Origin of the sequence: Sphingobium sp. 22B (assembly GCF_001580035.1) — a bacterium.
Lineage (GTDB): Bacteria > Pseudomonadota > Alphaproteobacteria > Sphingomonadales > Sphingomonadaceae > Sphingobium > Sphingobium fuliginis.
In genome coordinates this window covers 42,520-61,952 of the sequence record NZ_LTAB01000019.1, presented here as the reverse complement: position 1 = coordinate 61,952, position 19,433 = coordinate 42,520, and the positions used below count along the sequence as shown (strand labels likewise).

Below are 19,433 nucleotides of genomic sequence, written 5' to 3'. Positions count from 1 at the left end.
CTGTATACAGGTTAGTATTCCAAGGAGTGAGGCGTCAATCAAGAGAAGATCATGAAGGCTGCAAAACAACTCAAGCTTGGCCTGTCGCTGCGCGGCGGCGGCTATCATGCGGCGGCTTGGCGGCATCCGGACGTGCCGCTGGATGCGGAGCGGTCGGTCGCCCATTATGTCCGCGTGGCGCAGACGGCCGAGCGCGGCAAGTTCGACATGATCTTCCTGGCGGACGCGCTGGGCGTGCGCAAATCGGGCAATGATTTCAACCAGCTCAGCCTGTCGGGCACGCCCTTCCGCTTCGAGCCGGTGACGATCCTCTCCGCGCTCGCAATGGTAACGCAGCGCATCGGCCTCGTCGCTACCGCCTCCACCAGCTATCATGAACCCTATCATGTCGCACGGCTGTTCGGCTCGCTCGACCTCATCTGCGGCGGCCGCGCGGGGTGGAACGTCGTCACCTCGATCGCGGCGGCCGAAGCGCAGAATTTCAGCCGCGACGCCCATTTCGGCGTGGAGGACCGCTACGCCCGCGCGCGGGAGTTCGTCGAAGTCGTCTTCGGCCTGTGGAACAGCTGGGATGAAAAACCCTTCACCAACGATCGCTCAGCCGAACGCTTCTTCGATCCCGGCAAGCTGCACCGGCTCGACCACAAGGGCGACTATTATGCGGTGCGCGGTCCCCTGAACCTGCCGCCTTTGCCGCAGCGCCGCCCGGTCATCTCGCAGGCGGGCGCGTCCGACGCCGGACAGGATCTCGCCGCCGCCACCGCCGACATCGTCTTCAGCGCGCAGCAGACGATCGAGGGTGCGCAAGCCTTCTACAGGTCGGTCAAGGACCGCACCGTCAGCCATGGCCGGTCGCCCGAAGCCGTCAAGCTGATGCCCGGCCTGCTCCCCATCGTCGGCCGCACACAGGCGGAGGCGGAAGACAAGCATGGCGCGCTCCAGGCGTTGATCGATCCGAAGCTTGGTCTCTCTCTGATCGAGGCGATGGTCGGCGACCTGTCCGGCTACCCGGTGGATGGCCCTGTGCCGGTCAAGGAACTGCTCGCCGACCAGACCACTGCACCCAGCATCGCCAAGGCGCTGCAACAGATGTCGCAGGACAAGGGCTTCACTATTCGCCAGCTCTGGGAATCGGTGGCGCTCGGGCGTGGCCACGGCATCGTCGTCGGCACCCCCGAGACCATCGCCGACCATATGCAGTACTGGATGGAGGCGGAGGCAGCGGACGGCTTCAATATCGTGCCCTCCCACCTGCCCGTGGCGATCGACGATTTCGTCGATCTGGTAGTGCCCGAATTGCAACGGCGCGGCCTGTTCCGCACGGACTATGAGGGCGAGACCTTCCGCGACCATCTGGGCGCGCCGCTATAGCGCGTCAGGCGGGCAGCGCCGTCTCCACCAGCCGCACCCAATAGCTGGCACCGACCGGCAGGATCGCATCATTGAAGTCATAATGCGGGCTGTGCAGCACGCGGCCGCCATCAGACGGGCCATTGCCGATGAACAGATAGGCGCCGGGCTTCGCCTCCAGCATGAAGGCGAAATCCTCGGCGCCCATGGTCGGCACGGGATTGCGGTCAACCCGCTCCTCGCCGACCAGGGCGGCAGCGACATCGGCGGCGAAGCGGGCCTGTGACGCGTCGTTGACGGTCGGCGGATAGCGGCGATCATAGCGGAACTGCACCCGGCAATTGCCCGCCTGCGCCACGCCGCGCGCAATCTCGCCCATGCGACGCTCGATCAGGTCGCGGGTTGCCGGCAGGAAGGATCGCGCCGTGCCGCGCAGCACGACATCGCCCGGAATGACGTTCAGCGCATCGCCGGCATGGACCTGCGTCACGCTCACGACACCGGAATCGACGGGGTGGAGATTGCGGCTCACGATCGTCTGCAAGGCCAGCACGATCTGGGCCGACACGATGACGGGATCGGTACAGGTGTCGGGCATGGCGGCATGGCCACCCGCACCCTCGACGATCATTTCCCAACTGTCGGATGAGGCCATCATCGGCCCGGGACGGACGCCGAAATGGCCGGCCGGCATGCCCGGCCAATTGTGCATGCCGAACACCCGGTCCACGGGAAAGAGATCGAACAGGCCCTCCTCGATCATCCGCCGGCCGCCCGCCTCGCCTTCCTCGGCAGGCTGGAAGATGAAATGCACCGTTCCCCGGAAGCGGCCATGTTCCGCCAGATGACGCGCAGCCCCCAATAGCATCGTCACATGCCCGTCATGACCGCAGGCGTGCATTTGTCCCTGAACCCGGGACGCATGACCGAAATCATTGGCTTCGGTTACCCGCAAGGCGTCCATGTCGGCCCGCAGCCCCACTACGCCGCCTGCCCCGCGGCGCAAGGTGCCCACGACACCCGTCCCGCCAAGACCCCGATGCACGTCGATCCCGAATTCCGTCAGCTTGGCGGCAACGAAATCGGACGTCCTATGCTCCTGGAAAGCGATCTCGGGCTCGGCGTGCAGCGTGCGGCGCCAGCCGGTCAGATCGGGCTGCTTCTCGGCAATTTGCTCGATGATGTGCATGGCCGGCATCCCCGGAAAGCGTGGTCCCGTCAGATTGCAACCGCTTGAAAATGCTGCATCGACAGCGCCGCCGCCAGAAAGGGTGTGACGAGCGCCCGCCATTCGGGAAAAGCGTCGGAATTGCGGAAGTCGTCCATATGGTGCGCGATGGTCTCCCATTTGATGAGGAGGCGGTAGGTGCCCGCATTCTCGACCGACTTGACTAGCGCAAAATCCATGCAGCCGGGCGCGTCGACAAAGAGCAATTTGGCCCGCGCCATCGCGCCTTCGAACTCGGCCGCGCGCGACGCATCGACAATGATCTCAACCGACTCCTGCACCATGCCGACACTCCATCAGGCGTTTCAACCTTGCCGATACCTCAGGACAGCTGCCCACGCAATTATTGAACTCAGATTTGTATTCAGTTTAGCATGCCCGGGCAGGACTATAGCGGACCTTTTATATTAGGAAATTAGATAGTGTATAAAGAGGGAGGCCCACAGGTCCGCTGTCATTCTAGGCCGAAACCCAATGGGCGCAGTGCCTTCCAGATGCCGGTAACCGTTAAGGGAAGCGCCGCTGGCGATGGTATCTCGACAAGATGTAAGTGAAGGGGAATGGCATGATGCAGGAGATTGGTCGCTCGAGGCTGTTATTGACCAGCGGCGGCGGCGGCTTGCTTCATCATGATGCAAGCGAAAGGAAGGACGTGGAGTCCGGCGAGTGTCTGGGCGTAACGCTCATAGTCATTGAAAAGGCGACGGAAGCGGGTTGCCCATGCGAAGGAACGTTCGACAACCCAGCGGCGAGGCAGGAGAACGAAGCACCGCTTTGCCTCGGGCATCCCGGCGTAATGCGGTGGGCGGCTGCGGCATCGGCCACCCGCGCAGCGGTATAGCCCTGATCGACATAGGCGAGGTCGACATTGTCGCCGATGACGGCCTGCACGGTCCGCGCGAGCCGTTCAAGCACCATTATCGTGATGGCGATTGCCAGCACGCCATCGGTGAACGCCATCAGCCGTTCCGTCTTCATGGCAAGCACCCACACGAAATTGAAGGGGAACGCAGGGCCTCACTCTCGATATGATGCCTCACAAGATACCCTGGACCAACGAGGCAGGAAGCTCACGTCCGACGCGGGTCCAGCCTTGCGGAGAACCGAGATCATCGGCCGCCCGCCTGCGATGCAGTGGTCTCCGGCGCGGGAAGACCCAACGGATCCTTGAGCTTGACGATGTGCTGGCGTCCATCGCCGTCGTTGATCGCGATGGCGACAATGCCCCCGGCATTATGATCAACGAAGATTGAGCGGGGTGACCGGATCAGATGATCGAGTGCGTCAAGCGCGATCTCGATCAAGTCACCCTTCTCATCGTAGGTGATCCCGATCAGCGGGGTCCATTCTGCTTCGATCTGGTCGCCCAGGTCGAGCGCAGCGACTTCGATTTCGGCCTGCTTGCCGATGAGAGTCTTGGTGAGAGTGTCGAGGAACGCGCTCCACGTCGCCCGGTCTATCTGTTCCGCGGCCATCAGTCTTACTCCAAATGATTACGCGGATGTGCCCGTCCGGAAGGCGACGCGCATTGACACCCGTCAACGGGAGTGGACCGGCTGCCGCCAAGGCTAAACCGGCCAGTTAGGGAGATTCCCTAGAGTGCAACCCACGTATGGCGCTCGCCTCGTGATGCGTGCGAAGGCGAGAGTGCGGGGGGAAAGTGGAGGAGCGTCATGCAAGAGACCCCCCAATGCGCCGAGCTGTTCAGAACTCTTTTAAATCCCGGAATGCCGGATGCCGAGGTGGACGCCGGCACAGCCATGATGGCGGCCGCGCGCGAGACACGCTGGCGCCAGAACCAGTCGTGCGACCCGATAATAGCGTGCGGCACGGTGGCATGCGTGCTTGCCGGCGCCGTCCGCAAATTTGCGATTCGGCCCAGTGGCCAAAGACAGATCATCGATCTGGCCGTTGCTGGAGACTTCCTCGGATTTGGGCCGGCCGATCCAGCTTTCTTCCTCGAAGCCGCGTCGAACGACACGCGAATCGCTTGCTTCACACGCGATCAGATCGAGCAGCTGGGAGTTCGCTTCGCGGCTGTTTCCATGCTCATGCAGAATGGCGCCGCCGACGCAATTCGGCGGCTTGAGCATCATTTGCTTGTCCAGGGGCGGGTCACTGCAAGAGAGAAGGTAGGTGCTTACCTCGCGGAAATGGCCCGCCGCGTGAAACCGGCTCCGAGCAGGGCGATCACACTACCGATTACGCGTTACGATATCGCCGATCATCTGGGCATCGCCGTCGAGACGGTGAGCCGCACGATGACGGTGCTTCGCCGCCACGGTTCCATCACGCTGACTACGCCGCGGGACATCGAGATCCGTGATCCATCCATGCTTTCCGAGAGTGAATTGTTATGAGTCGAGCGTTCACTCGACCGCAAGTTCGGCGAGCACGGCGAGGCGAATGGCGTGAGCCACATTCGGGGTTCCGAGGCGATGGAGCATGCGGGTCTGGTGAAGTTCGACGGTCCGCGCGCTGATGCCGAGTCCATGCGCAATTTTCTTGTGCGGTTCGCCCGCGACAAGCCCATCAAGCACCTCGCGCTCGCGCGGGGACAGTTCGGCAATTTTCCGCGCCGCCTCCATAACCCTGCTGTAGGATCCCGGAGAAGATTCCTTTTGCCGACTTTCGAGCGCGGCAAATAACCCGCGAGAGAGATCCGATTGGAGAAGCTTGAGGCGGTCGCTGACCCGCGTACGCGCTTTCGCCTCTGCCTCAAGGGTCGAGCTCACTTCCTGAAGCTCGCTGTTGCGTATCTCGATGACGAGCCCAAGACCTTGCTCGACCATTTTTCGCTCGGTGATGTCGAGTGCGACACCAAGGAACGATACAGGTTTTCCGTCCTTGAACCGGGTAGCGCCGTGCGTGGCGACCCACCGTTCGACCCCGTCCGCCCCCACAACGCGATACTCGACATCGTACGAGCCATCGCCTGCGGGGTCGTAGGCGCGCTCGACAGCCGCCTCGACCCGATCGCGATCGTCGGAGTGAATGCCGTCAAGCCAGATCTGAAAAGTTACTTTCGTGCCGTCGGACAATCCCCACATCCTTCGGACTCTGTCGTCCCAGGTCAGGCGACTTTCCCCGCCCTCGATCTCGATCGAGTAAAGCCCAAGGCCTGCGAGCTCGACGGCTGATTTGAGGCTCTCCCGGCTTTGCCGGGCCGAGTGGTGCGCATTGATCGTCTGATAAGCAGCAGCGGCGAACCGCGCGAGGCTGGTGAGAACCCGCCCATCCTCGGCATCGAACTCACGCGACGGATCATGGCTGATCGCCCACACCGTGCCGATCGGCGCGTCATCATGATGAAACGGGGCGAGGAGTATCTCCTCGATGTCAGGCGTCGCCTGCCCCGTTGCCGGGAACTGCGTGATCGCGTCTCGGAAGATCAGCACTTCGTTGCACTCGATGACTTTGCCGCACGGGCTCGCGGAGCGTGGCATGCTGCCATTGACGAACGGCGCCCACTCGCCAGCGACCGCCGGCCAGACGAACTCATCCGTCTCCTCGCGCAAGAGGCTGACCCCCGCAGAATCCGCGGTGCAAATCTGGAGGATTAGCTCGCATAACAGATTCAGCACATTGTCAGGCCGTTGCGCCATCTCGTCGGCCAGGGCGATGAGCGCCGCGTTCTCGCGCGCGGAATCGGCCGGCCTTTGCGGTCGTGAAGAGAGCCGCTGCCGCGTTAGAAGAGCGGGATCGAGTACAGGCTCGTTTTGCATTTCGTTCCGAGCTCACGGCGCGATCCGCCTTCGCCACCATGGCGCAATTCCTGACGGCCATCAACGCATCTTTGTATTCGCAGGGGTAATGCGCCTTATCCCGCAAATGAGCAAGTGGAGAGAGCCATGCGAACTGAAGGCGGGCCTGAAGCGGAACTCAGGCGCCCGACGGCGGCGCCCCTGTTCCCGGGGGACGTCGCGATTTTCTCTCAGACTCCCAGGAAATTGACGGTCGTCAAGGCCCACCGGCCAAGGACATGGGAGGCGAGAGCGAGAAATCCGGAGACATGAGATGGCGACGATATTTGGCCGCGAAGGCGTACATTCGCGCGCGAAGCATGCACTTTTGGCAAGCAACTGGTGGGCGGCCGCGCTGCGCGGCGTTTGCGCGATCCTCGTCGGCTCCATCGCGATTTTCGCACCGGCCGTAACGCTCCTCGTTCTGATAATGATCTTTGCCGCATACTCGCTCGTCGACGGGGTTTTCGCCGTCGTCCTTGCGATCCGTGGTGCGCGGCGGCACGAACGCTGGGGCTGGCTTGCGCTCAACGGCGTCATTTCGATCGCCGCTGCGGCAGTCGCCCTATTCTATCCGGTCGTAACTGCGGTCGCCTTTGGAATCCTGTTCGCGGTCTGGGCGCTCATTTCCGGTGCCACGTCCATCATTGCAGCCTTGCATCTCGGCAACGATCACGGCCGCTGGTGGCTGCTGATCTCGGGTCTCATAGCCCTGTTCTTCGGCTTCTGGGCGGTGTGGGACGTCAATCTCGGGATGCTCGCCCTTTCTTATCTCGTCGGCTTCCAGGCGTTCTTTGCGGGCTTTGCGCTGCTCGCACTTGCGTACCGCCTGCGCGCTCGCAACGCGGGGGGACCGCCTGACGCATCGCGGGCCGCCCCATTTTCGGAAGCCCGCCCGCAGGAGCCAAGCCATGGGTGAGATCCTGCAATCCGGCGCGAAAGCGCCTGACTTCAGCGCCCCGGTCACGCCGGATCAGAAGGTGTCGCTCAGCGATTTCAAGGGACGTCGCCTGATCCTCGCCTTCTACCCGGCCGACTGGAGTCCGGTCTGCGGCGATCAGATGAGCCTCTACAACCTGGCCCTTCCGGAGTTTCGCAGGCACGGCGCGGATTTGCTGGGCATCTCGGTCGACGGCACCTGGTGCCACCAGGCTTACGCCAAGGCCAACCAGCTCCATTTTCCCCTGATAGCGGACTTCCATCCCAAGGGCGAGATCGCCCGATCTTATGGCGCCTATCGCGAGAGCGAGGGGGTGGCCGAGCGCGCCTTGTTCATTCTCGACGAGACCGGGCAGATCGTCTGGAGCCATCTTTCGCCGATCGCGGTCAATCCCGGCGCCGACGGAATTCTGGATGCGCTCGAGCGAATGCCGAAACCGGAGAAAGCCGATGTCTGAACTGCGATTCCCGATCAATGAGCGCGACCACATAGTCGGGCCCGACGACGCTCCCGTCACACTCGTCGAATATGGCGACTATCAATGCCCGCATTGCCAGGCCGCATGGCCGCAGGTCGAGTTGATCCTGCGGCATTTCGGGGACGAGCTTCGCTATGCTTATCGGCATTTCCCGATCTCGACCGCACACCCCATGGCCAAGCCAGCGGCTGAGACGGCGGAATTCGCCGGAGCGCATGGGCTTTTCTGGGAGGCGCATTCGGCGATCTATGCGAACGGATCTCAATTGTCGGGCAGCACTCTGGCTGCGATTGTAAGCGGGCTGGGGCTCGATGTGGCCGACCTTCAGGACGCCCTTGATCAAGGCGCTTGTTCTTCCAAGATCGAGTTTGATTTCGCCAGCGGCATTCGAAGCGGCGTGAATGGCACGCCTTGTTTCTTCGTCAATGGCAAGCGGCATGACGGCGCCTATGATGCGGTGTCGCTCTCGGCGGCGATCGATGCGGCGCGAAGGGATGGTGCGTCCAACCACGTCAGAATTCCCCTCGCATGACTCGCGAGAAGGAGGAAAAGAAGGTCGACCCGGTGGAGGAGGCGGGCATCGAATCTTTCCCCGCAAGCGACCCGCCGGCGTGGACGACAGGTGCCTCCAACACGGACAAGGCAGACGAGTATCTCGCTGGCCAGGATGAACAGGACAGGCGCGCGGGATCGAATGAAACCGAGTGAAAGGGCCGGCCGCGCCGGCCCTTCCGCCGTGCTCAACGATATCGAAATGAAGGAAGCTTGCCGACGGCCTGCCTGCTCGCGCCCGGCAGCACCATCCCCTTCGGGGTCATCTGCAGAGACGAATAGGGAATCGCGATCAGCCGTCCGCCGATGCCGAGAAATCCACCGACGTTGATGATGGTCATCAGCACTTTGTCGCGCTGGATGACGAAGTCGTCGACGCGGCCGATTTCCTGCCCTTGCGGATTGTTGATGGGCTTTCCGATCAGCTCGCTGACGCGGAAGCCGAGCGCTACCACTTTTACGTCGACCACGGTCAGCACCACCGGCTTTTGCGCCGCAGCGGGCGTGCCGAGGGCCATGGCGCCGGCAGGCATCGCAACGGCCGCCGCAAGCAAGAATAGCCTGCGGCCTGCGCAATTCTCAATCGAAGACATGTGCTTTCTCCTCTCGTCAGGAGCCAATGTCATCCCATCGGAGCGTTTCGCAGACCATGATAGGCGTCAGTTTTCAGGGGTCGGAAATGCTGATCGCCGTCAATGCGTCGTCGCTTTGCATTGGGCAGTGCTGATGACAGCCGCCGGCGAATCGGCGGATGGATCGAAGGAGATTGAAGATGGCTTCGCGCTCGCTCGCACCCACGTCCCGCACGCGGCGTACACCGGTAGTACCGTCCATGATGGACCCCTTCCGCCTGATAGACAGCCTGTTTTCCGACGTCGCCGGGACGCGCAGCGGGACGGTCGGGGACCTTCTCGCCCAGCCGCGGATGAACATCGAGGATAAAGGCAACGAAATCAGGGTAACGGTCGAGCTGCCCGGGGTTTCGGAAAGCGATCTGGAAGTTACGCTCGACGACGACATACTCGTTATTGCGGGCGAGAAACGGCTGGAGGAAGAAGTCGATGAAGGTAGGATGCGCCTCGTCGAGCGCGCGTTCGGACGCTTCCGCCGCGCGGTCCAACTACCGTTCGTGCCGAATCCCGGCGACCTCGGCGCGCAATTCAGGGACGGCGTCCTGACGATCACCGTTCCGAAGAACAGCGACCAGCGCAACAGGCAGCGCCGGATCGAGGTCAGGCGCGACTCCACCCAAGCCGGAAACGGATCGAGCCAGGACGCAAGCGAACGCGCAAACGCAAGTTCTGGCTCATCATCCACTGAGCAAGGATCGCGCCAGGATCAGGATAGCCGCGCAGGAGCAGAGCGCGAGACGGCCGACACAACCGTCTGAGAGGCTCCGTGGGCGATTGCGAGGCCCGGCAACCGCGAGTGCCGGGCTCCGCATCTTGTCACGCGTCGCGATCTGCCTTCAGTTGCTCCGCCCGGCCAGCCAGAGCGCGACGTTGCGCACATAGAGCTGCGTCGATCGGCGCGCCTCGGGCGTCCGGGGTAGCGCATCGCCCGGCGGCTCACTGACAAAACTCGGGGCGCCGGCGGCCGGGTCCCAGTTATAATCCGCGAAATGGTGGAAGGTAGACTGGGCGATGGCGGGTCCTCCGGCCTCGGACGGCTCGAAAGCCACGGCGATATTGAATTGGCGGCTGGTAATCGCGCTCTTGCCGGCGGCGATCACCCGTGCGCTCGGATCGTCGGGCGGGGCGCCAACGGCGCCTTCATGAGGATGAGCAGGTAAATAGCGTAGCACGCCACCCTCATCTTCCGGATCCGCGAGGATGGGATGCAGTTCGCCGACGATCTCGATCTCCTGGAAATCGCCATTCGCGCCCGAATGATAATTGGGCCATAAAATCGCGGGTGTCTCGCGGTCGTCAATGCAATGACGGTCTGGATCGGGTTCCCGGTTCGTCGAATGAAAATAATGGGCGGCGCCAACGCCACCCAGGGTGCAGACCGATGAGCCAAGGTCCATATGGTCGCGGGTCACCAAGAGTCCGCCGCCATTCTTGCGGAAGCGCGAAATGGCGGCGCAATCCTCGGCGTCGAGACCCGTTCCGGTATCGACGGCGAACAGCCAGAGCTGATCATAGTCCGACCTGTCGATGGTCGAGAGCACGGCATCGGGTCCGGTTGCGGCGTCTCGGTCGCGGGCGGTGACCAAGGTCATCGGCGCCCCGTTCGAGTCCCTGAGGCCGGCGAGCGTTTCGCGAAGCATCGAGAATCGGCCGATATGCCAGTCGTCCTCGATCGTCGCTATGGTAGTCTGCAGGAGGATGCGGATTGGTTCGGCCATGATTGCCTCTCCTTTGCCGATTCAGTTGTCCGAACGACCGTGCCCCCCGGCGCACTCTGTACGAGCTAATCCGCCAGCCGCGGCAAGTCTTTGCGACACGCGATGTCAGATCGCGCTCGACCAAATGGATGGTGACGACCGTGGGCGAAGGCGCGTAACCTGTCCAGACAATTCATGCGTATCCCGACGAGCTGCGGCCACACGCCTGAGCCTCGGGCGCGCGTTACCTGGCGGAGAGCTTGGCGGCGAGCACATCCAGCCTACGGATCTCGGGCGGGGAGGCAAGAAGGTCGCCCGCGCGATCGGCCAGCGCCTCGGCGACGGCGCCGGCGAGATGGATGTCACGCGCCTCTTCGCTTTCGAACGCGTCGAATATCGCGAAGGTGGCTTGATCGAGGCGGACCCCGAACCAGCAGACCGTCCCTGTTTCTTGCTGAACTACCGGCAGTGCGTCGGCCAGAAAGGCCGCGACGTCGCGCTCGCGGCCTGCCCGCGCGACCAATTCCACCCAAAGCCCGAATTTGACCATCGCCTGTCTCCCTAGGCCGTAAACTCATAGATGACGCGTTCGAGGCGCCAAAATGGCGAACATATCGGGCCGAAATTCGCGCCGCTAAGGTTGGACACCTTGGCAAGCGCATTTCGGTTCGAGATGGAAGCCATTTGGCGTCCTGCGGATTTGACCAAAAAGGCCTATCCCAGCGTCGAGAGGGATCGAAATATCGACATATTCCTGCGCCCTCTCTCCTTGTGCCGGGCCTTTTTGCCTCAAACCTCGAACGCGCCTTCTATGAGTTTACGGCCAGCTCCTATCCCTTTCCGCGTCTTTCCGATCGACAATGACGCTCCTTTCCCTCGCGTCTCGCTTTCATGGATGCGTCCTGATGCGTTCAGTCCGGCCTACATAGCCGGTCCCTGCCGAATGCCGCCTTGACAGTCGTCATTTTAGGAGACTGTCTGCGGTCAGACATAAGATTGCGGCAGAGTTAGCCGCGAAAACTTGCACGCTGCGAGACTTGGATGATGCCCAAGAGGCGTACATGACCGAGCGGACACGTTTTTGCCTGCCTGCTGTCAATCCTGCCGTTTCCTGGGTAGCAGGCATGAATCATGTCATGTACTGCCGTCGTTCGCCGACGACCGCCGCTCTTTCGATATCTGTCCGCTGCAGATGCTGGATACGGCTATCTGCCTCACCATGCCTCTAGCCAAAAGCGGACGGCAACCTATCTTCCCTTCAGCTCTCTCACCGAATGGAAATTGATAGTCTGTGTTACCCTTGGTTGAAGAATTATATTGGGAACGCGTCGCTCGCGATTTTGACGATGTCGGACCCGAAGCCTGCATGACTGAGATCCTCGACGATCTGAGCGCGCACAATCCTCATTATCTTGAGATGGCCCTTCGCTGTGCGGCGGGCTTTAGCGATCCCGAACGCATCATGACCGGGTTTGCAATATTCTATCGCATATTGGAGCTCGACGCCCGCGATCGAAGCGGCGCGGTGCCGCGGATCACGCCCGATACGCGCGACATTGTAAGCGCGCTGATCGGCGAAGTCGGTGAGGAGCGGTTCATATTGCTTGCGACCGAAACGCTACGCAGCGAGAATCCGTGTCTGTTGCAGATGGCACACAGCTTTTCGTCTCGGTACAAGGACTATCTGGCGATTATGCAGGGCTTCCTATTGCTGTACAAATGTCTTGCTGCTCAAGCCGTGACCGATCGGATGTTGACGCTGAACGGTAGGGATGGCTTTGACGACCCGAGGGGTTTGCCTGCGCCGGACGCGTGAGCCGCTGCGGGACCGCTATGCATTTGCCGCACCGATACGGCGCTTATGGTCGGCAATCAGGGGACGGCAGACATGCTCCACTTCCGATATGGTATCCGCCAGGCGGTGTGCGAGCATGTCGTCCTTTTCCTCTACCCAGCCGATCGCATCCTCCCAGCGATCCCGTTCGGCATCGGGGGCGAGTTCATCAGGATCGCGGATCAGCGACTGGGCGGAAGACATCACTTCACCATGGATCGCGCGCATTTGTTCGAAAGGACGAGCGGAATCCTCTCCGAAATAAGCCATGAATCGATAGCGGCTGGCCTGGAGCTCCGAGAAAAGCGCACTCTCCTGGGTGAGGCGTTCGATCGGTGAGGCATGAGCATGATGGCGCCGGTCGCGATCGTCGCTCTGTGGCGCGAGATCGCGCGGTCGATCAGGAACCCGCGCCCAAATGAGCACGTCGCGGGCATGGTAGAATTGGGCGAGCGCTTCTTCCGCAAGCTCCGCCTTACGCCGCCCTACGGTCTCGGCGCGCCAGGCATCGACCCCCCGGATCGCAGCCCATCCCGCGATGAATGCGGCGAGGCCGGCCATTGCCGTGCCCGCCGCGTTCACCCATTCCGCCGAGAGGATCATTGCGTGCCGAGGATGCGCACGAATATGATCGCGCCGGCACCGCGCAGCGCCATCGCCCACCACAGGCTGGCGATCCGCGCCGTCCCCGTATCGGGATCGAGCAGCCGCTCATAGAGGGTCATCATGATGGCCTCCTTTCCAATGGACGATGTTGCCGACTTCGGCTGCTATGCCGTAACGACAATCTTGTTTTCGACCCGCACCACGCCTGGTGCCCGCCAGGCGGCACGCTCGGCTTCCTGCCGCTCCGCCCAGGAGCGCACGGTCCCACGCAGCGTCACCTCACCGCCGACGGTTTCCACACTGATCTTCTGCGCATCGACTTCAGCGGACCGCTTGAGGGCCTCCTCAATCCGCTGTTTGACCTCGCTAGGGGTAGCACGCGGCTTGAGCGTGATCAGATTGGTGACGCCTTTGAGGCCTTTGATCCGGCGCACGGCCTCTTCAGCGCGCTCGCTCTGGAATTTCCATTCGACCTCGCCCTCCAGCGACAGCCAGCCGTTCCTGACGACCGCCTGGATATGCTCGCCCGAATAGGGCAGTTCGCGCCTGATCGCGGCGACGGCGTCGCGGGCGATGTCGGGATCGGCCCGTTCGTTCAGGCTCGGAAGCTTGACCTCGATGTCGTTGGCGACTCCGCGGACGCCCGCGATCTTCTTGACGCCGCGCTCGGCCTCATATTTCTGGCTGTAGCTGCGCACGAAGCCGGTCAGGGTCACGACGCCGTCCTTGACGGCCACGCTTATATCGGTTGCGTCTATGTCCGGGTCCCAGCGGAGTTCGGCTTCGACGTCCCGCTTGATGTCACTGTCGGTCTTCATGGCAAGTCTCCCGTTGATGGAGCCCGCAGTCTAGGTGGCGGGACGATCGTGCCGCGTTGACGATCATCAGGCCGCGCTGCCTCTTGTGAGAAAAAATGGGCTCCGCAGCTTTGCGGAGCCCAATCGGTCTTCGGGGCGGCGACACAGAAGGAAGGACGGGAGGGGTCGGCTCAGCGACCGCCCTTCGGGGCGCCATCGACCTCTTCGAACTCGGCATCGACGACGCCATCGTCGGCGTGGGCCTCGCCTCCGCTGCCGCCATCGCCGGACGGCTGGTCCAGAGCCGTGGCCAGTTGGGCGAGGGTTGCGGCCTTGCCCTCGATCTCGGCAACCGATTCGCCGCCGAGCGCCGATCTTGCCTCGGCGATCGCCTTTTCGACCGCGGCGCGGGCGGGACCGGCGCCCTTTCCTTCGGCAAGTGCGCGCTCGGCGGCAGCGATCACCGAATCGGCGCGGTTGCGGGCTTCGATGAGCGCGCGCCGCTTGCGATCCTCCTGCGCGTGCGCCTCGGCTTCCTTGACCATGCGGTCGATATCGGCCTGGCTGAGACCGCCCGACGCCTGGATGCGGATCTGCTGCTCCTTGCCAGTGCCCTTATCCCTGGCGCTGACGTTGACGATGCCGTTGGCGTCGATATCGAATGTCACCTCGATCTGCGGCTCGCCGCGCGGGGCGGGCGGAATGCCGACGAGGTCGAATTGGCCGAGCAGCTTGTTGTCCGCCGCCATTTCGCGCTCGCCCTGAAAGACCCGGATCGTCACTGCCTGCTGATTGTCCTCGGCGGTGCTGTAGGTCTCGCTCCGCTTGGCCGGGATCGTCGTGTTGCGATCGATCATCCGGGTCATGACTCCGCCCAGCGTCTCGATGCCGAGCGAGAGCGGCGTCACGTCGAGAAGCAGGACATCGCCGACATCGCCCTGAAGCACGCCGGCCTGGATCGCCGCGCCCAAGGCGACGACCTCGTCCGGGTTGACGCCCTTGCTCGGTTCGCGGCCGAAGATCGCCTTCACATTGTCCTGGACCCTGGGCATGCGGGTCATGCCGCCGACCAGCACCACTTCCTCGATGTCCTCGGGCTTGAGCCCCGCATCGTCGAGCGCTGCACGGCAGGGCGGCTCGGTTCGTTTGACCAGATCATCGACCAGATTTTCGAGCTGGGCGCGGCGCAGCCGGATATCCAGATGCTTCGGCCCGTTCTGATCGGCGGTGATGAAGGGCAGATTGATGCTGGTTTCCATCGTCGAGGACAGCTCGACCTTCGCCTTTTCGGCGGCCTCGCGCAGGCGCTGGAGCGCCAGGCGGTCCTTGCGCAGATCGATGCCGTCGCTCTTTTTGAACTCGTCCGCCAGCCAGTCGACGATCCGCTTGTCGAAATCCTCGCCACCCAGGAACGTGTCGCCGTTCGTTGACTTCACTTCGAAGACGTCGTCGCCGATCTCGAGGATGGAGACGTCGAACGTGCCGCCGCCAAGGTCGAACACGGTGACCTGGCCCTCCTCCTTCTTTTCCAGCCCGTAGGCAAGCGCCGCGGCAGTCGGTTCGTTGATGATGCGCAGCACGTCCAGTCCGGCGATACGGCCCGCGTCCTTGGTCGCCTGTCGTTGGCCGTCGTTGAAATAGGCGGGTACGGTGATGACCGCCTCGCTCACGCTTTCGCCCAGATAGGCTTCAGCCGTCTCCTTCATCTTGGTGAGCACGAACGCGGAGATCTGCGCCGGCGAATAGGCCTTTCCGCGCGCCTCCACCCAGGCGTCGCCATTCTTGCCCTTGACGATCTTGTAAGGAACGAGCTCCTTATCCTTGGCGACGACCGGATCGTCATAGCGCCGGCCGATCAGCCGCTTGATCGCGTAGACCGTATTTTCCGGATTGGTCACGGCCTGGCGCTTCGCGGGCTGCCCGACGAGGATTTCTCCATCTGCGGTAAAGGCGACCACCGAGGGGGTCGTGCGACCACCTTCGGCATTTTCGATGACCTTGGCCTTGCCGCTTTCGAGCACCGCCACGCAGCTGTTGGTGGTGCCAAGGTCGATTCCGATCACATTGCGGGCCATATTTGCTTCCTTCCGCATTCCGTCAACCTGATCGATGGTTGCAGCCGGCAGGGTGCGTCGCCTTGACGGTCGTCAAGACCGGCCGGAGAAGGTTGCTCCGAAATCAAAGACTGTCGGCTCCCTCGGCCTCAGTGGACGTCGGCTTTCAGGCGATCGACGGCAAAGCTTCAATGACTGGGACAGGGACGCAAAGCGGACATGGCGGCTCGCGCACTAAAGGTCCGTCATCCACCTTGCGTTGCTCCAGAGCTGACCGGGCAAAATGTCCCAGCCCTTGTCGTAAGGCAGATCGTCTCTTGAAGCCGAACAAGTGAAGGCCTGAGATAAAGATTGACCAAGCCACCGACTTTTCAGACGCTCCTTCCACCTCGACGGTGCCGATGCACCATCTCGGTGGCAAGCCTGAAGTGGCGACATACACGGTCTTCACTCATACGGAAACGCCGGGCCACCTCTGACACACTCATCTTGCGTCCCACCACCAGGATCAGAATGGCACGTGTGAGTGGCTCCATCTGTGCGACCGCCTTTTCGATCCCCACATCCCCCTCTCCCCGCTCGCCAATATGACGCTCGACGTCCGCTTGCGCGTTCCCTCCCAGGTAATGCTCGATGCGCGCGACGCAGATCTCGTCCGCGACCCGATCACGCATCCGCGCAATGAACCTCGCCAAGCTTCTGCTAACATCATGTCGATACACCATTGCGGTCATTCTCGAGCCACGGAAAGAACCCACGCGGATTGCATAAAAGCGTCCCCAACGGCCGGATTGTTGGCGGTTGCACGCAGAACATTCACGGCGGCAGCTGGAGGAGAGGGCAACGCGTTGCTAAGCCGGGTCGCGAATACGCCGGATGATGCCCAGAAATTACTGAAAGTTCGGTCCATCCACGCCTGATCAAAAGGTCGCTTACCGTGGCGTACGATCGCGTCCGCCACGACCTTCGCCATCCGAATGCCGCCTGTGCCGCAATAGGGTCGTCAAGATCACAGCATCACCAACACAGACGCTTGACCAAATCCGGTCCTGCCATGGATCGACGGTTCCTACACCACCCCTCAGACGCGACCCGGGCGAACGCTGAGGAATGCTGTATCGCAGTCCGTCGAATGCAAGAAATTAACACCTCCACTTTGTGGGCATCCATCATTCCAAGCCTATATGGAGCCCCTCTAAAAGGTGGCAGCAACAATAAAAGGAGGGGAAATTGCGCTACCGATTGCTCATTGCCATCTGCGGGTCATGCGTGTCGCACGCCGCGCTGGCTCAGGCCGACATGTCACCCGCGCAGCCAGCCAGCGAACCGGCGGCCACGACAGCGAGGCCCGCGCAGGATCTGTCTTCGCAAAGTCTCGGCGAAATCATCGTCACCGCGTCCCGCCGGAGCGACACGGTCCGGAAAACGCCCATCGCCGTGTCCGCCTATGCCGGACAGAAGCTCGAGGCCGCCCAGACGAAGAGCCTCAACGATCTCGTCGGGCCAAGCCCGAACATTCAGATCGGCAATAGCTATAATTCGTCGAACATCACAATTCGCGGCATTGGCAACCAGCAGATCAACGCAGGCCAGGACTCCGGCGTCGCCATCCATTCCGACGGAGTCTATATCGGCCAGCCATCGCTGACCCTTGCCACTTTCCTCGATCTCGCGCGCGTGGAAATCCTCCGCGGGCCGCAGGGCACCCTGTTCGGGCGCAACGCCACCGGCGGCGTCATCAACGTGGTTCCGAACGAGCCGACGGCAGAGACCCATTATGGCTTCGACCTGACAGCAGGCGTCGATCCCGCCCTATTCCAGCTTTCCGGCTTCATCAACGGCGCGCTCAACGAATCGGGAACGCTCAGCGGCCGCATCGCGGCGCAGCAGACATATAATCGCGGCTTTACGCGCAATCTCCTCCCCAATGGCCCCAACCGCCTCGACGATGCGAAGAACCAGTCCATTCGCGGCCAGATCAAATGGGAGCCGTCGGACTCGTTCAATGCGCGAGTTTTGCTGGAATATGCCAATGACGATTCCAACGGGCCAGCGAGCTTCCTGGAGGGAACGCCCGATCCGACCATTCCTCTGCCGGCAATCCTGGTCGGGCAATCGCGCGGCGATGTCGGCGATCGCGAAGTGTTCGCCAACATCAATTATCGCAAGGTTCACGCTTTCAACGCCAACCTGACCCTCAATTGGGCGCTTGGCGGCGGGAACCTGAAGGCGCTGCTGTCCTACGCCGACTCCAAGCTGCTGAACGTCTCGGACGGCGACGGCACAGCGGCGGAGGATACCAATGCATCCTTCAAGAACACGGCGCGCCAGACATATAACGAGCTTATCTATACCTCCGACAACGCCAAGCCGTTCACTTATCTGCTGGGCGTCAACTATTTCCGCGAGCGCCTCGAACAGGCGATCGAGGTGCCGATCGCCGAAGCGCCTCTGGGCGGCGGCGTCACGCTCTACGACATCACCGTGTTCGGCGGCGCGGTTCCGCTCATCACCACATCCTATGCCGCGTTCGGGCGGGCCCAATATGCGTTCACGCCTGATTTCAAGCTGTTCGCCGGTCTGCGCTACACCCGCGACAAGAAGTCGGTCGTTCAGTATAACAACTTCATCAATGGCGGCACGCTTCAGTCGTCCACATCGAAATGGGATCGGCTGACATACGAACTGGGCGCGTCCTATGCGTTCAACCCCACGCTTGACGGCTATCTCAAATATTCGACTGGCTTCAAGGGTGGCGGCTATTCGGCGGGCACGTTGGCGCCATCCTTCCGTCCGGAAACCAACGCGAACTACGAAGCGGGACTGAAGGGCAATTTCTTCAACCGCACCCTGCAAGCCAATATTGCCGCATTCTACATGAAATATGACGACTTACAGGTGAACCAGATCGTCGGCGTCTCCTCCTCCGTCACCAATGCGGCCAAGGCCACGGTCTATGGTGTCGAACTGGAAACGTCCCTGCGCCTGGCCGATGTCTTCCGCATCGACTGGTCAGCCGCCTATCTGAATGCGTCGTTCGACCAGTTCCAGACAGCCGACTCGTCGCGGCCTACGACGTGCGATCCGGGCACGGGCGTAGGCTCTGTTCCATGTTCGATCGACCTGTCGGGCAATGCCCTGCCGCAATCGCCCAAATATACGAACAGCCTGGGCGGCTATTATGATATTCCGACCTCAACGGGGAAGGTCACGCTCGGCGCCCGCTACGACTGGAAATCGCGCGTCTATTTCACTGAGTTCAACCTGCCCATTTCAGCACAGAAATCGGTGGGCAAGCTCAACCTGTTCCTGAACTATGAGAGCGACAATGGACGTCTGACGGGCAGTCTCTTCGTCAAGAATGTCACCAACGAGCAGGTGAAGGGCAACGTCATCGTCGTGTCTTCCATCATCGGTTCGCTTGCGCTTGGCCAATATCAGCCGGGACGCCAGGTGGGCATGTCGGTGGGCTATCATTTCTAGTCGACCCGACGGGCTCGACTGGAATATGAACAGGAGATT

The 19,433-nt window shown here is 62.0% G+C and carries 23 protein-coding genes and 1 pseudogene; 9 read left to right on the top strand and 15 right to left on the bottom strand.

Annotated features, from left to right (window positions below):
- Positions 1 to 51: 51 nt before the first annotated feature.
- Positions 52 to 1,371 (top strand): LLM class flavin-dependent oxidoreductase, encoded by a 1,320-nt coding sequence (locus A0J57_RS17055; RefSeq protein ID WP_061937566.1) that lies wholly within the window; start codon positions 52 to 54, stop codon positions 1,369 to 1,371.
- A gap of 4 nt (positions 1,372 to 1,375) precedes the next feature.
- On the opposite strand, the gene A0J57_RS17050 is transcribed toward A0J57_RS17055, so the two are convergent.
- The 4 genes and pseudogenes from A0J57_RS17050 to A0J57_RS17035 form a co-directional block, all read right to left on the bottom strand.
- Positions 1,376 to 2,539 (bottom strand): M20 aminoacylase family protein, encoded by a 1,164-nt coding sequence (locus A0J57_RS17050; RefSeq protein WP_061937643.1) that lies wholly within the window; start codon positions 2,537 to 2,539, stop codon positions 1,376 to 1,378.
- A 29-nt stretch (positions 2,540 to 2,568) separates the two neighbouring features.
- The gene (locus A0J57_RS17045) at positions 2,569 to 2,862 is read right to left on the bottom strand and encodes an antibiotic biosynthesis monooxygenase (RefSeq protein WP_061937563.1); all 294 of its coding nucleotides are present in this window, start codon (positions 2,860 to 2,862) and stop codon (positions 2,569 to 2,571) included.
- A gap of 311 nt (positions 2,863 to 3,173) precedes the next feature.
- Positions 3,174 to 3,350 (bottom strand): annotated as a pseudogene (locus A0J57_RS25410) (transposase); the annotation flags it as partial.
- 337 nt (positions 3,351 to 3,687) lie between these two features.
- Entirely contained in the window at positions 3,688 to 4,053 is a 366-nt protein-coding gene (locus tag A0J57_RS17035; RefSeq protein ID WP_061937553.1) for a DUF5335 domain-containing protein, read from the bottom strand.
- A 198-nt stretch (positions 4,054 to 4,251) separates the two neighbouring features.
- On the opposite strand from A0J57_RS17035, the gene A0J57_RS17030 reads away from it, so the two are divergent.
- Positions 4,252 to 4,938 (top strand): helix-turn-helix domain-containing protein, encoded by a 687-nt coding sequence (locus tag A0J57_RS17030; RefSeq protein ID WP_061937550.1) that lies wholly within the window; start codon positions 4,252 to 4,254, stop codon positions 4,936 to 4,938.
- A 9-nt stretch (positions 4,939 to 4,947) separates the two neighbouring features.
- Here A0J57_RS17030 and A0J57_RS17025 read toward each other — a convergent pair whose 3' ends face one another.
- Positions 4,948 to 6,303 carry a LuxR C-terminal-related transcriptional regulator gene (locus A0J57_RS17025; RefSeq protein WP_061937546.1) on the bottom strand — a complete coding sequence of 452 codons (1,356 nt, stop codon included), beginning with the start codon at positions 6,301 to 6,303 and terminating at the stop codon, positions 4,948 to 4,950.
- A 292-nt stretch (positions 6,304 to 6,595) separates the two neighbouring features.
- On the opposite strand from A0J57_RS17025, the gene A0J57_RS17020 reads away from it, so the two are divergent.
- From A0J57_RS17020 to A0J57_RS17005, 4 genes are read left to right on the top strand one after another with little or no spacing between them, the layout of a single operon-like run.
- Entirely contained in the window at positions 6,596 to 7,240 is a 645-nt protein-coding gene (locus A0J57_RS17020; protein ID WP_061937543.1) for an HdeD family acid-resistance protein, read from the top strand.
- Positions 7,233 to 7,718, top strand: a complete 486-nt coding sequence (locus A0J57_RS17015) for a redoxin domain-containing protein (RefSeq protein WP_061937540.1) — start codon at positions 7,233 to 7,235, stop codon at positions 7,716 to 7,718. The genes A0J57_RS17020 and A0J57_RS17015 overlap by 8 nt, the downstream gene beginning before the upstream one ends.
- Positions 7,675 to 8,271 carry a DsbA family protein gene (locus A0J57_RS17010; RefSeq protein WP_201030946.1) on the top strand — a complete coding sequence of 199 codons (597 nt, stop codon included), beginning with the start codon at positions 7,675 to 7,677 and terminating at the stop codon, positions 8,269 to 8,271. The genes A0J57_RS17015 and A0J57_RS17010 overlap by 44 nt, the downstream gene beginning before the upstream one ends.
- The gene (locus A0J57_RS17005) at positions 8,268 to 8,447 is read left to right on the top strand and encodes a hypothetical protein (protein WP_061937534.1); all 180 of its coding nucleotides are present in this window, start codon (positions 8,268 to 8,270) and stop codon (positions 8,445 to 8,447) included. Before A0J57_RS17010 ends, A0J57_RS17005 begins: the two co-directional genes overlap by 4 nt.
- Before the next feature lie 32 nt (positions 8,448 to 8,479).
- On the opposite strand, the gene A0J57_RS17000 is transcribed toward A0J57_RS17005, so the two are convergent.
- Together A0J57_RS17000 and A0J57_RS26400 are read right to left on the bottom strand one after the other, a co-directional pair.
- Entirely contained in the window at positions 8,480 to 8,884 is a 405-nt protein-coding gene (locus A0J57_RS17000; protein ID WP_061937531.1) for a PRC-barrel domain-containing protein, read from the bottom strand.
- A 73-nt stretch (positions 8,885 to 8,957) separates the two neighbouring features.
- Positions 8,958 to 9,125: a hypothetical protein gene (locus A0J57_RS26400; RefSeq protein ID WP_158298523.1), complete on the bottom strand. Its 168-nt coding sequence runs from the start codon at positions 9,123 to 9,125 to the stop codon at positions 8,958 to 8,960.
- On the opposite strand from A0J57_RS26400, the gene A0J57_RS16995 reads away from it, so the two are divergent.
- Positions 9,124 to 9,681, top strand: coding sequence for an Hsp20/alpha crystallin family protein (locus tag A0J57_RS16995; RefSeq protein ID WP_158298522.1), 558 nt, complete (start codon positions 9,124 to 9,126; stop codon positions 9,679 to 9,681). The genes A0J57_RS26400 and A0J57_RS16995 overlap by 2 nt on opposite strands.
- 78 nt (positions 9,682 to 9,759) lie before the next feature.
- Here A0J57_RS16995 and A0J57_RS16990 read toward each other — a convergent pair whose 3' ends face one another.
- Positions 9,760 to 10,641, bottom strand: coding sequence for a hypothetical protein (locus tag A0J57_RS16990; protein WP_061937524.1), 882 nt, complete (start codon positions 10,639 to 10,641; stop codon positions 9,760 to 9,762).
- 223 nt (positions 10,642 to 10,864) lie between these two features.
- A complete protein-coding gene (locus tag A0J57_RS16985) occupies positions 10,865 to 11,170 on the bottom strand; it encodes a putative quinol monooxygenase (RefSeq protein ID WP_061937520.1) in 306 nt (101 codons plus the stop codon).
- Between the two features lie 816 nt (positions 11,171 to 11,986).
- Here A0J57_RS16985 and A0J57_RS16980 point away from each other — a divergent pair.
- Entirely contained in the window at positions 11,987 to 12,436 is a 450-nt protein-coding gene (locus A0J57_RS16980) for a hypothetical protein (RefSeq protein ID WP_193394944.1), read from the top strand.
- Between the two features lie 15 nt (positions 12,437 to 12,451).
- Here the strand turns inward: A0J57_RS16980 and A0J57_RS16975 are convergent, their stop codons facing one another.
- The 6 genes from A0J57_RS16975 to A0J57_RS26035 all read right to left on the bottom strand — a co-directional run bounded on the left by A0J57_RS16975 (position 12,452) and on the right by A0J57_RS26035 (position 16,884).
- The gene (locus A0J57_RS16975; protein WP_153017840.1) at positions 12,452 to 13,015 is read right to left on the bottom strand and encodes a hypothetical protein; all 564 of its coding nucleotides are present in this window, start codon (positions 13,013 to 13,015) and stop codon (positions 12,452 to 12,454) included.
- A gap of 38 nt (positions 13,016 to 13,053) precedes the next feature.
- On the bottom strand, positions 13,054 to 13,182 hold the full coding sequence (locus A0J57_RS27210) for a hypothetical protein (RefSeq protein WP_268873891.1): 129 nt from the start codon (positions 13,180 to 13,182) through the stop codon (positions 13,054 to 13,056).
- 42 nt (positions 13,183 to 13,224) lie between these two features.
- The gene (locus A0J57_RS16970) at positions 13,225 to 13,878 is read right to left on the bottom strand and encodes a BON domain-containing protein (RefSeq protein WP_061937514.1); all 654 of its coding nucleotides are present in this window, start codon (positions 13,876 to 13,878) and stop codon (positions 13,225 to 13,227) included.
- 170 nt (positions 13,879 to 14,048) lie between these two features.
- Positions 14,049 to 15,950, bottom strand: a complete 1,902-nt coding sequence (gene dnaK / locus A0J57_RS16965; RefSeq protein ID WP_076605767.1) for a molecular chaperone DnaK — start codon at positions 15,948 to 15,950, stop codon at positions 14,049 to 14,051.
- A 332-nt stretch (positions 15,951 to 16,282) separates the two neighbouring features.
- A complete protein-coding gene (locus tag A0J57_RS16960; RefSeq protein WP_076605770.1) occupies positions 16,283 to 16,585 on the bottom strand; it encodes a sigma-70 family RNA polymerase sigma factor in 303 nt (100 codons plus the stop codon).
- 56 nt (positions 16,586 to 16,641) lie between these two features.
- The gene (locus tag A0J57_RS26035) at positions 16,642 to 16,884 is read right to left on the bottom strand and encodes a hypothetical protein (RefSeq protein WP_153017839.1); all 243 of its coding nucleotides are present in this window, start codon (positions 16,882 to 16,884) and stop codon (positions 16,642 to 16,644) included.
- A 257-nt stretch (positions 16,885 to 17,141) separates the two neighbouring features.
- Here A0J57_RS26035 and A0J57_RS16955 point away from each other — a divergent pair, with 257 nt between their 5' ends.
- Positions 17,142 to 19,394: a TonB-dependent receptor gene (locus A0J57_RS16955; protein ID WP_062017285.1), complete on the top strand. Its 2,253-nt coding sequence runs from the start codon at positions 17,142 to 17,144 to the stop codon at positions 19,392 to 19,394.
- The last annotated feature ends 39 nt before the right edge of the window (positions 19,395 to 19,433 follow it).

Coding starts and splice junctions, on each gene's coding strand:
- A0J57_RS17050 (WP_061937643.1), bottom strand. CDS start 2,539: ATGCACATCATCGAGCAAATTGCCGAGAAGCAGCCCGATCTGACCGGC.
- A0J57_RS17035 (WP_061937553.1), bottom strand. CDS start 4,053: ATGGCCGCGGAACAGATAGACCGGGCGACGTGGAGCGCGTTCCTCGAC.
- A0J57_RS17010 (WP_201030946.1), top strand. CDS start 7,675: ATGCGCTCGAGCGAATGCCGAAACCGGAGAAAGCCGATGTCTGAACTG.
- A0J57_RS16990 (WP_061937524.1), bottom strand. CDS start 10,641: ATGGCCGAACCAATCCGCATCCTCCTGCAGACTACCATAGCGACGATC.
- A0J57_RS16980 (WP_193394944.1), top strand. CDS start 11,987: ATGACTGAGATCCTCGACGATCTGAGCGCGCACAATCCTCATTATCTT.
- A0J57_RS16970 (WP_061937514.1), bottom strand. CDS start 13,878: ATGAAGACCGACAGTGACATCAAGCGGGACGTCGAAGCCGAACTCCGC.
- A0J57_RS17025 (WP_061937546.1), bottom strand. CDS start 6,303: ATGCAAAACGAGCCTGTACTCGATCCCGCTCTTCTAACGCGGCAGCGG.
- A0J57_RS17055 (WP_061937566.1), top strand. CDS start 52: ATGAAGGCTGCAAAACAACTCAAGCTTGGCCTGTCGCTGCGCGGCGGC.
- A0J57_RS26400 (WP_158298523.1), bottom strand. CDS start 9,125: ATGGACGGTACTACCGGTGTACGCCGCGTGCGGGACGTGGGTGCGAGC.
- dnaK (WP_076605767.1), bottom strand. CDS start 15,950: ATGCGGAAGGAAGCAAATATGGCCCGCAATGTGATCGGAATCGACCTT.
- A0J57_RS16960 (WP_076605770.1), bottom strand. CDS start 16,585: ATGCGTGATCGGGTCGCGGACGAGATCTGCGTCGCGCGCATCGAGCAT.
- A0J57_RS26035 (WP_153017839.1), bottom strand. CDS start 16,884: ATGGCGAAGGTCGTGGCGGACGCGATCGTACGCCACGGTAAGCGACCT.
- A0J57_RS16995 (WP_158298522.1), top strand. CDS start 9,124: ATGATGGACCCCTTCCGCCTGATAGACAGCCTGTTTTCCGACGTCGCC.
- A0J57_RS16975 (WP_153017840.1), bottom strand. CDS start 13,015: ATGGCCGGCCTCGCCGCATTCATCGCGGGATGGGCTGCGATCCGGGGG.
- A0J57_RS17020 (WP_061937543.1), top strand. CDS start 6,596: ATGGCGACGATATTTGGCCGCGAAGGCGTACATTCGCGCGCGAAGCAT.
- A0J57_RS16985 (WP_061937520.1), bottom strand. CDS start 11,170: ATGGTCAAATTCGGGCTTTGGGTGGAATTGGTCGCGCGGGCAGGCCGC.
- A0J57_RS17000 (WP_061937531.1), bottom strand. CDS start 8,884: ATGTCTTCGATTGAGAATTGCGCAGGCCGCAGGCTATTCTTGCTTGCG.
- A0J57_RS17015 (WP_061937540.1), top strand. CDS start 7,233: ATGGGTGAGATCCTGCAATCCGGCGCGAAAGCGCCTGACTTCAGCGCC.
- A0J57_RS17005 (WP_061937534.1), top strand. CDS start 8,268: ATGACTCGCGAGAAGGAGGAAAAGAAGGTCGACCCGGTGGAGGAGGCG.
- A0J57_RS17045 (WP_061937563.1), bottom strand. CDS start 2,862: ATGGTGCAGGAGTCGGTTGAGATCATTGTCGATGCGTCGCGCGCGGCC.
- A0J57_RS17030 (WP_061937550.1), top strand. CDS start 4,252: ATGCAAGAGACCCCCCAATGCGCCGAGCTGTTCAGAACTCTTTTAAAT.
- A0J57_RS27210 (WP_268873891.1), bottom strand. CDS start 13,182: ATGATGACCCTCTATGAGCGGCTGCTCGATCCCGATACGGGGACGGCG.